Source organism: Mesorhizobium sp. M0663, assembly GCF_040320585.1.
Taxonomy (GTDB): domain Bacteria; phylum Pseudomonadota; class Alphaproteobacteria; order Rhizobiales; family Rhizobiaceae; genus Mesorhizobium.
Genome location: NZ_JAMYPX010000013.1, coordinates 155463 through 163474 on the forward strand (window position 1 = coordinate 155463; position 8012 = coordinate 163474).

Sequence of the window (8012 nt, forward strand, 5' to 3'; positions counted from 1 at the left end):
GGTCCTGCTATCAACCAATATGGGCTTTGTAAGCGGCTTCATCGAGGAGCCCGTCGAGCTGGCTTTCATTGGCCAGCTTCATCTTCCACAACCAGCCGTCGCTGGTTGCCGCCGAATTGACGAGTGAAGGATCCGATGACAGCGAGGTGTTGGCCTCGGTGATCTCGCCGTCGACCGGCGCGTAGACATCCGATGCGGCCTTGACCGATTCGACCACCACGGCGGTGTCGCCCTTGGCCAGTTTTCTGCCCAGTTCCGGCAGCTCGACGAAGACAAGGTCGCCGAGCTGCTGCTGTGCGTAGTCGGTGATGCCGACCGTGGCGATGCCGCCCTCGACGCGCAGCCATTCGTGATCTTCGGTGAAATAGGTCTTTGCCATTGAAATCATCCTTTGCGGTAGCGATGGGGCGTGAAGGGCAAGGGGTGGATGTCGACCGGGATTTTCGTCCCGCGGACATCGGCGAACAGTTTTGCGCCGGATTTGGCAAGCGGCGTCTGGACGTAGCCCATGGCGACCGGATGACCGGCCGAGGGGCCGAAGCCGCCTGAGGTGACATGGCCGGCAGGGTTGCCGTCAGCATCGAAAAGGGCAGCACCGGCGCGCACCGGCTGGCGGCCTTCCGGCTTCAGGCCGACGCGTTTTTGCGCCGGACCACGCTCCAGGATGGCGCGCAGCGCATCGGCGCCGATGAAGGCGCCAGAGGCGCGAACCTCCTTGGGGATGGCCCACATCAGCCCGGCGCTGGCCGGATCGATTTCCGGCGTGATGTCCAGCCCGTGCAGGCACAGTCCGGCTTCGAGCCGCAGGCTGTCGCGGGCGGCAAGGCCGACCCACATCACCCGCTCGTCCTCGAGCAGCCTGGTGACGAGGTTTCTTGCATCCGCTTCGGGCAGGTCGATCTCGAAGCCGTCTTCGCCGGTATAGCCGGACCGGCTCATGAACCATTTTTCGCGCGGCTCGATGCCGTGCATGAACACCAGCGAACCGGTCTCGATGCCGGCGCGGGAAAGGGCAGCCCACGCCTCGGAGCCCTGTATGGCCAAGAAGACGCGGTCGAGCGCATCCACTTTTACATCGAAATCGCCCTCTGCATCGAAATTTTTGGCCAGTGCGCGCAGATGCTTTTCGTCGGCGGCGGCGTTGCCGGCATTGGCGACCATCATGAAGCGCTCGGCGCCGAGCCTGGTGACGATCAGATCGTCCAGAATGCCGGCCGCCTCATTGAGGAAGAACGTGTATTTGGACTGGGAAATCTCAAGCGCGCCGGCATCGAACGGGCAGGCGCGGTTCAGAAGCGCTGCTGCGCCCAGGCCGCTGATTTCGAACAGCTTCATGTGCGAGATGTCGAACAGGCCGGCATGCTCGCGGCTGTGCAGGTGCTCCTTCATCACGCCGGCCGGATAGGTCAGCGGCATCGACCAGCCGGCGAAGGCGCCGAAACGCGCACCGGCTGCCATGTGCAGATCTTCGAAGGGAAGGTGTTTGGTGTCGTCGCCCGTCATGTCATCTCCAGAGTCGCACGCAAGCGGCCGCGAATGGCGACCAGTCCGTGCCCCTCTGTCTGAAGCCTGAGAGACTCGCGCCCCGTAACTCTGTCGGCAGCGCTTACACCTTCGGCGCGGGGGCCAGCCCCGACTTTCCAGAGTGTCTTTCCCGTCTACGGTTCTTTTGCCTGAGAGATTTCGGGCGATTTCCCCTTCGGCGGCAGCTCTCGCTGCTCTCTCCCGCAAACAGGTAGGACTCGGTCAGGAGCCCTCGACTCGTCATCCATAGCCCGTGGACGACACCTTGTCACCTGCCGGCGACATTTTTACTGCCAAGTCTTCTGCGGGCCTTCTTTACAGGCAAGCCTTCGCTAACCACGCCGCTTGCCGGTTTCTCAAGACCTTGCCGATATACCGCATAAGGGCCGGCAATTACCGGCGGCGGGCGGGGAAGAAAATGGGCGAATTGATCATGAGCGCGCCGGTGGCCGGGCTGACCTCGAAAAATCGGATCACGGCGGAAGACGTGGTCATGCTGCGCGGCGAAGTGTTCGGCGACGGCGTGGTAACGCGCGGCGAGGCCGAGGCGCTGTTCGCGCTGGATGCAACGGCGAGGGACAAATGCGCAGAATGGCTTGAGTTTTTCGTCGAGGCCGTCACCGATTTCATCGTCCACCAGGAAAAGCCGGCGGGCTATGTTTCGCAGGACAATGCCGACTGGCTGATCCGGACGATTTCGCGCGACGGCATGGTCGACAGCCAGACCGAACTCGAGCTGCTGGTGCATGTGCTGGAAGTTGCCAAATCATCGCCGAGCACGCTTTCCAGCTATGCGCTGGAGCAGGTCGCTCATGCGGTCGTGGACGGCAAGGGGCCGCTGATGACCGGCGGCAGGCTTATCCCTGGGTCGATTGCCAAGGCTGAGGTCGAGCTGTTGCGCCGCATCCTTTACGCCTACGGCGGCGATGGCAACATCGCCATCAGCCGCGCCGAGGCCGAGGTGCTGTTCGAGATCAACGAGCGGACAGCGGCGGGCGACAACGATCCGTCCTGGAACGATCTGTTCGTCAAGGCGATCGCCAATTTCGTCATGTGTTCGGCCGGCTACGAACCGCCGGTGCGCGACGTGGCGCTGCGCCGGGATTCGTTCTTCGAGCAGGCCGATCCGGAGATCGGCGGGTTCTTCAGCCGCATGGTATCGGGCGGCCTGTCCGGCATCATAGAAGCCTATCGCTCACCCGGCGATATCGAAGCCGAGTGGGAGTCCAAGAACAAGGCAGCCGAGGCTCTGGCCCGCCGCGCCGAGACGGTCGATGCCGGCGAAGCGAAGTGGCTCGCCGAACACATCGGCGACCGGCCGCTGCAGGAGAACGAGCGCGCGCTGCTGACGCTGATCAAGCACGCCTCGCCGGAAATCCACCCGGCGCTGAAGCCGCTAATCGACAAGGTCGCGTAAGCAGTCGCGCGACGCTATTGTTTGGCGGGCTCCGGCTTGGCGCTGGTGTCGAACCGCGACATCCATTTGAAGCTGCCGAACCAGTAGCGGCGCACGCCGCCTATGGTGCCGTCGGCGGTGCGCGCGCCGATCCAGTTGTTGACGTATTGGACGAGGCGGACATCGTCCGGGCGCATCGCAAACGCCTCCGGCGTCCGCAACAGCGGGCCGCCCACCATTGTCAACTTCGCGTCATAGAGCCTTGCGGCCATTTGGGGCGTTGGCGATGTCGCGACCATTGCCTGTGCGTCGCCGCCGATGATCGCGGCGAAAACATTAGAGGTATTGTCGAAAGACAGGATGGTCGCCTTGGGAAAAGCTTCCTTCGCGGCGGCTTCATCGGTGGAATTGGACAGCACGGCGATCTTGTATCCCGGCGCCGCCACTGCCTTGCCCGGCCTTTTCCCAAGACTGGCGATCGTCGCAACCATGCGGATATCGGCGGTGCCGGTCTGGTTGGAGAATACCACCTCGCGTGCGCGTTCCGGCGTACTGGCGTAGCCCGCCGCGATCATGTCGAAATCACCCTTGAGCAGTCTTGTCTTAAGGTCGTTCCAGGGCACCTCGACCAGCTTCAGGTCGACGCCGAGATCAGACGCCAGCGCACTGGTCAGGTCGACATCATAGCCGGCGAACTTCCCGTCGGCCTTCTTGAGGATCCATGGCGGGTTGAGCGCCACGCCGACCGTCAGTGTCTTCTGGTCGATGATGCGCTTGAGGCTGTCGTCCGCCCGGGCTGGCAGCAGCGACAAAGCCAACCAGGCAGAAAGGGCAAGTATAGTTGTGGCGATCATCTTAGCGCGCATTAATATAACCTCGCTGAGCCCGTCCGGTTGTCAGATTTACACAGAGGTGCCATTCTGTCGATAGCGGACCCTGATGGAGAGTTGCGATGTCGGCACGGATGGCGGTTACCGGTTCGATGATGTTCCTGGTTTGCATCCTGGGCAATCCGGCGAAGCTTTCGCTGCTGCCGGCGGCAGCGCAGGCTGCGGGGGCAAAACGCGTGGTCTGCTCCAGCGCCGATTACCGCTATTCCTATTGCGGGGTCGATACGCGCCGCGGCGTGCAGTTGACCTCCAGGCTTTCGAAGGCGCGTTGCGTGTACGGTAGAAGCTGGGGCTATGACGGCGGCGGCATCTGGGTCGACAATGGTTGCTCGGCCGAATTCGCAGTCGCCGGCCCCAACCGCAATCCCTCTGCTGGCGACGTCGCCGCAGCCATTATCGTCGGCGGCGTGGTAGGCGCCATTCTCGACAACGGCAATTCGCATCGCCATCATTCCGATAATTACTATCCGAAGCCGCGCCCGCGCCGTTACGACCAATTGATCGATCCGACGCCGCAATTCGACAATCAGGGCAACCCCAACTTCGATACCCACGGCAACTACCAGGGACCGCATGGGCTGGGCAAGCTTGTCACCCCTGACGACAATCCTGACCTGAATCCGGCCCTGCGCAGCGACGGCGACGACAGCGACGACGACAGTTAGATGAAGCTTGGGTCAGGTTTCGGTCAGATGCCGCCGTACCAGTCGTAGCCATTGTCCTCCCAATAGCCGCCTCTGCCGCCGCCGAGATTGGCGAAGCCGTCGACCAGCTCGATCTTGTAGAGGTATTTCGGCATCTTGTAGCCGAGCTGGCGCTCGACGCGGACGCGCAGCGGCGCGCCGTTTTCGACCGGCAACGGTTTGCCGTTGAGGCCATAGGCAAGGATCGTCTGCGGATGACGGGCATCGACCAGGTCGATCGAGCCGTAATATTTGATGTCGCCGGCCAGGCTGCGGTCGATCGTATCGAGGCAGTGGAACATGAGGTAGCGCGCCTGCGGCTTGACCACTGCCTGGTCGAGCACCAGCGACAGCGGCGTGCCGGTCCATTTGGCAATGCAGCTCCAGCCTTCGACGCAGTCGTGGCGGGTGATCTGGGTGCGGCTCGGCATGTTCATCAGCTGCTCGCGGCTCAGCGACAGCGGTTTTTCGACGAGGCCTGAAACCTCCAGCCGCCAGTCGGCGAAATCGCTGGCGAGCAGGCCCTTGTAGAAATCGTCGTCCGGTGCGGTGACGCCGTTCGGCCGCTGCGGCTGGCGAATGTCGGCCTCGGTGAACTCCGGCGCCAGCGCGTCACGGCCGGCAAGCAGTCGCTGCGCCCGCCAGGTCAGGCCATTGGCGCTTTCGAGGAAGCTGCGCAGGCCGTCGCCGACGCCAAGCTGGCTGTCGAAGGCGTCGCAGCCCGACAGCATGATGCCGGAAAGGCCGAGGCTGGCCGAGGTCAGGAATTTTCTGCGGCTTATCTGTAGCTTGGGGCTGATCTCGAATTTCGCCATGTCAGGCACTCCTCTCTGGCGCTTTGTCGCCATGCGCCGGCGGGTCGGTTCGGTACCACCCGGTGATGATGGAGCGCAGCTCGTTGATCGGGCCGGCGGCCAGGATCATCAGGATGTGGATAATGAAGAAGGCGACGAGCAGCAGCATCACCGTGAAATGAATGGTGCGCGCCGTCTGTCGGCCGCCGAGCACGTCGTTCAGGAATGGCAGCACCGAATCCATGCTCGGCGACATGGCAAGGCCGGTGATGATCATCAGCGGCAACAGCACGAACAGCACGCCGCCATAGGCCATCTTCTGCAGCGTGTTGTAGTCGCGCGTGTGATGGAACCTGAGCTTGGCGTGCTCGACAATGTCTCGCGGCAGGCGCCTGAAATCATCGAGGCGCGGGGCAAGATCGCGGCGCAAATGGCCGTTGATCAGGCTGGCGACCAGCCAGACCAGCAGCGTGGTGGTCAGCACCCAGGCAAAGAAGAAATGAACGACGCGCGCGGTGCCGAGATCGTAATAGGAAGGGATCGTCGCCCAGGACGGGAAGGCACGGGAGGTCTCCTGGCCGGCCGGACCCGACCAGCCGAGCACGCCAGTGGTATCGAAGCGCTTGCCGAAGATTTCGGTATAGCCGCGCGGGCCAGTCGCCGTATTCTCGGCGCCAATGGCGAAGACGGTGTTGTTGTAGCCAAAACCCGACTCCTTGCCGATATAGAGCTGCGGGCGGGCGTTGAAGATCTGCAGGCCGGAAAGCAGCATGAAGAACAGCGCGATCGCCCACAGCCAATGCGTCAGCCGCGTCCAGCGCGACTGGCGATAGGTCAGCGTCGCATCCGTCGAAGCAGCGCTATCTGCCTCGGTGCTGGCTTCGCCTTTGGCAACTGATTCCATATTTTCCGTGCCTCCCTGCCAAGTGGTTCCGCATGGCCTGTCAGATCTCTTCTCCTCCCAATACGTCGCCAGCCTAAGCGATGTTTCACCCGATCACGGATTTATTACGGACTGCCGAGGCTGACGGCGAGGTTGACCGCGGCTGCCACGATGACCGTGTTGAAGAAGAACGACAAGATCGAATGCACAAGCACGACACGGCGCATTTGCGAGGTCGTGATGTTGGTGTCGGCGGTTTGCGCCGTCATGCCGATCACCGTGGCGAAATAGAGGAAATCCGAGCCTTCCGGCCGCTTGCCGCCCGGGAAGTCGAGGCCGCCGACCGGAATTTTCTTTTTTGTGTCGCCATCCATCGCATCGCCGTCCAACCAGTAGAGATGCGCGTAGTGAAGTGCCGCCATCGCATGGATGGTCAACCAGCCAAGCGGTATAGACAGCAGCGCCACCGTAAGCTCGACGGTGTCCGCGCTCTTCTCCCTGTTGATCAATTGAAACAACGAAATGATGGCAATAGCGACGACAATCAGCGTGACCGCGAAGATGGCCAGTACCGGCAGGTCCGTGTCGCCTGCATTCTTGCGCAGATAGCTGCCGGTAAGCCGCGGCATGTGGGCGATGATAAGAACGAGATAGGCGGCAAAGAACACATTGGCGCCGATCGAATAGGCAAGCGGCGCACGCCAGACCAGCGCGGCGCCAAAGGCTGCCGCGCCGATGCAGGCCGACACCGCGAACGGCGTGTGGCGTTGCATGGGCATCTTGGTCGGGGTACCAGTCGCCATGGCCTTCAGTCCGCAGACGCGGATTTCAGCGCCCGCCGTAGGATGCGGTCAAGCTCGCCGAGGAACCGCGAGCGGTCCTGCGGCGCGAAGCTCGAATTGTAGCCCTTGCTTTCGCCGGTCTCGCGCAGATGCTGCTTGAGATCGCGCATTGCCACCGCCATGCCGATCGTTTCGGGCGTAAACGGGCGTCCGGTCGGACCAAGCACATGGGCGCCAAGCGCCACAGCGCGCGCGGCAAGCGGGATATCGGCGGTCACCACAATGTCGTTGGACCGGGCATTTTCGGCGATCCAGTCGTCGGCGGCATCGGCGCCCTTGGAGACGACGACATTGCGGACCATCGGATCGCGCGACGGACGCAAGCTGCCATTGGAGACGAAGGTGACGACGATGCCGTGCCGCTCAGCGACTTTTTCGACCTCGGCCTTCACCGGGCAAGCGTCGGCATCGACGAGAATAGCAGGTGCGGGCATTGTTGTTCCAAATGTGAAAGAGCCGGGCGGCGTCGCCCGGCTCGATCGATGATAGTCGAGCGGCTACTAGGCCGGCAACGCGCCGGATCGCTTGGCCGTCCAGGTGGCGATATAGTCCATCAGTCCTGGATTGAGGCAATCATAAGGTTCGAGCCCGATCGACTTCAGCTGTGACCTTATGCCGTCCATGCGGCTCGGATCGACACCGGACTCGATGATCGAGGAGACAAAGGCGGTGAAGCCCGGCGGCGACCAGCCGTCTTCCTGGAAGCGTTCCGGATGGATGAAGGACAGCCCCTTGAAAGCGTGGTCGCGCTCGACCGGGCCGTGCATGTGGACGCCGCAGCCGGTGCAGGCATGGCGCAGGATCAGCGCGCCCGGATCGACGATCTTCAGCTTGTCGGCGTTTTCGGTCACCGTCACGTCGTTTGTACCGGCAACCGCCACGACCGAGAACAGTGCGCCTTCCGGCTTCCAGCATTTGGTGCAGCCGCAGGCATGGTTATGGGCGATCTGGCCCTTGACCTTCACCTTGACCGGGTTGCTGGTGCAGGCGCAGACCAGCG

The 8012-nt window shown here is 62.7% G+C and carries 10 protein-coding genes and 1 riboswitch; of the genes, 2 read left to right on the forward strand and 8 right to left on the reverse strand.

Annotated elements, in window-relative coordinates; translation table 11 throughout:
* Nucleotides 1-10 precede the first annotated feature (10 nt).
* Both gcvH and gcvT read right to left on the reverse strand, forming a co-directional pair.
* A complete protein-coding gene (gene gcvH, locus NKI54_RS21955; protein ID WP_352587970.1) occupies nucleotides 11-379 on the reverse strand; it encodes a glycine cleavage system protein GcvH in 369 nt (122 codons plus the stop codon).
* Nucleotides 380-384: 5 nt separating this feature from the next.
* The gene (gcvT, locus tag NKI54_RS21960; protein WP_352692358.1) at nucleotides 385-1503 is read right to left on the reverse strand and encodes a glycine cleavage system aminomethyltransferase GcvT; all 1119 of its coding nucleotides are present in this window, start codon (nucleotides 1501-1503) and stop codon (nucleotides 385-387) included.
* A gap of 148 nt (nucleotides 1504-1651) precedes the next feature.
* Nucleotides 1652-1738: riboswitch (glycine riboswitch) on the reverse strand.
* A 204-nt stretch (nucleotides 1739-1942) separates the two neighbouring features.
* Between gcvT and NKI54_RS21965 the strand changes: the two genes are divergently transcribed.
* A complete protein-coding gene (locus NKI54_RS21965) occupies nucleotides 1943-2941 on the forward strand; it encodes a hypothetical protein (protein WP_352692359.1) in 999 nt (332 codons plus the stop codon).
* A gap of 14 nt (nucleotides 2942-2955) precedes the next feature.
* On the opposite strand, the gene NKI54_RS21970 is transcribed toward NKI54_RS21965, so the two are convergent.
* Nucleotides 2956-3786: a transporter substrate-binding domain-containing protein gene (locus NKI54_RS21970; RefSeq protein WP_352692361.1), complete on the reverse strand. Its 831-nt coding sequence runs from the start codon at nucleotides 3784-3786 to the stop codon at nucleotides 2956-2958.
* A gap of 86 nt (nucleotides 3787-3872) precedes the next feature.
* Between NKI54_RS21970 and NKI54_RS21975 the strand changes: the two genes are divergently transcribed.
* Entirely contained in the window at nucleotides 3873-4475 is a 603-nt protein-coding gene (locus NKI54_RS21975) for a DUF3011 domain-containing protein (RefSeq protein WP_352692362.1), read from the forward strand.
* A gap of 23 nt (nucleotides 4476-4498) precedes the next feature.
* Here NKI54_RS21975 and NKI54_RS21980 read toward each other — a convergent pair whose 3' ends face one another.
* From NKI54_RS21980 to gfa, 5 genes are all read right to left on the reverse strand, one after another.
* Entirely contained in the window at nucleotides 4499-5308 is an 810-nt protein-coding gene (locus NKI54_RS21980; protein ID WP_352647832.1) for a molybdopterin-binding protein, read from the reverse strand.
* 1 nt (nucleotide 5309) lies between these two features.
* Nucleotides 5310-6191 (reverse strand): cytochrome b/b6 domain-containing protein, encoded by an 882-nt coding sequence (locus NKI54_RS21985; RefSeq protein ID WP_352647834.1) that lies wholly within the window; start codon nucleotides 6189-6191, stop codon nucleotides 5310-5312.
* A gap of 104 nt (nucleotides 6192-6295) precedes the next feature.
* A complete protein-coding gene (locus NKI54_RS21990) occupies nucleotides 6296-6973 on the reverse strand; it encodes a DUF1345 domain-containing protein (RefSeq protein WP_352692363.1) in 678 nt (225 codons plus the stop codon).
* A 5-nt stretch (nucleotides 6974-6978) separates the two neighbouring features.
* Entirely contained in the window at nucleotides 6979-7446 is a 468-nt protein-coding gene (locus NKI54_RS21995; protein ID WP_352635439.1) for a YaiI/YqxD family protein, read from the reverse strand.
* Nucleotides 7447-7512: 66 nt separating this feature from the next.
* A partial coding sequence (gene gfa, locus NKI54_RS22000; RefSeq protein ID WP_352692364.1) for an S-(hydroxymethyl)glutathione synthase occupies nucleotides 7513-8012 on the reverse strand: 500 nt, incomplete at its 5' end.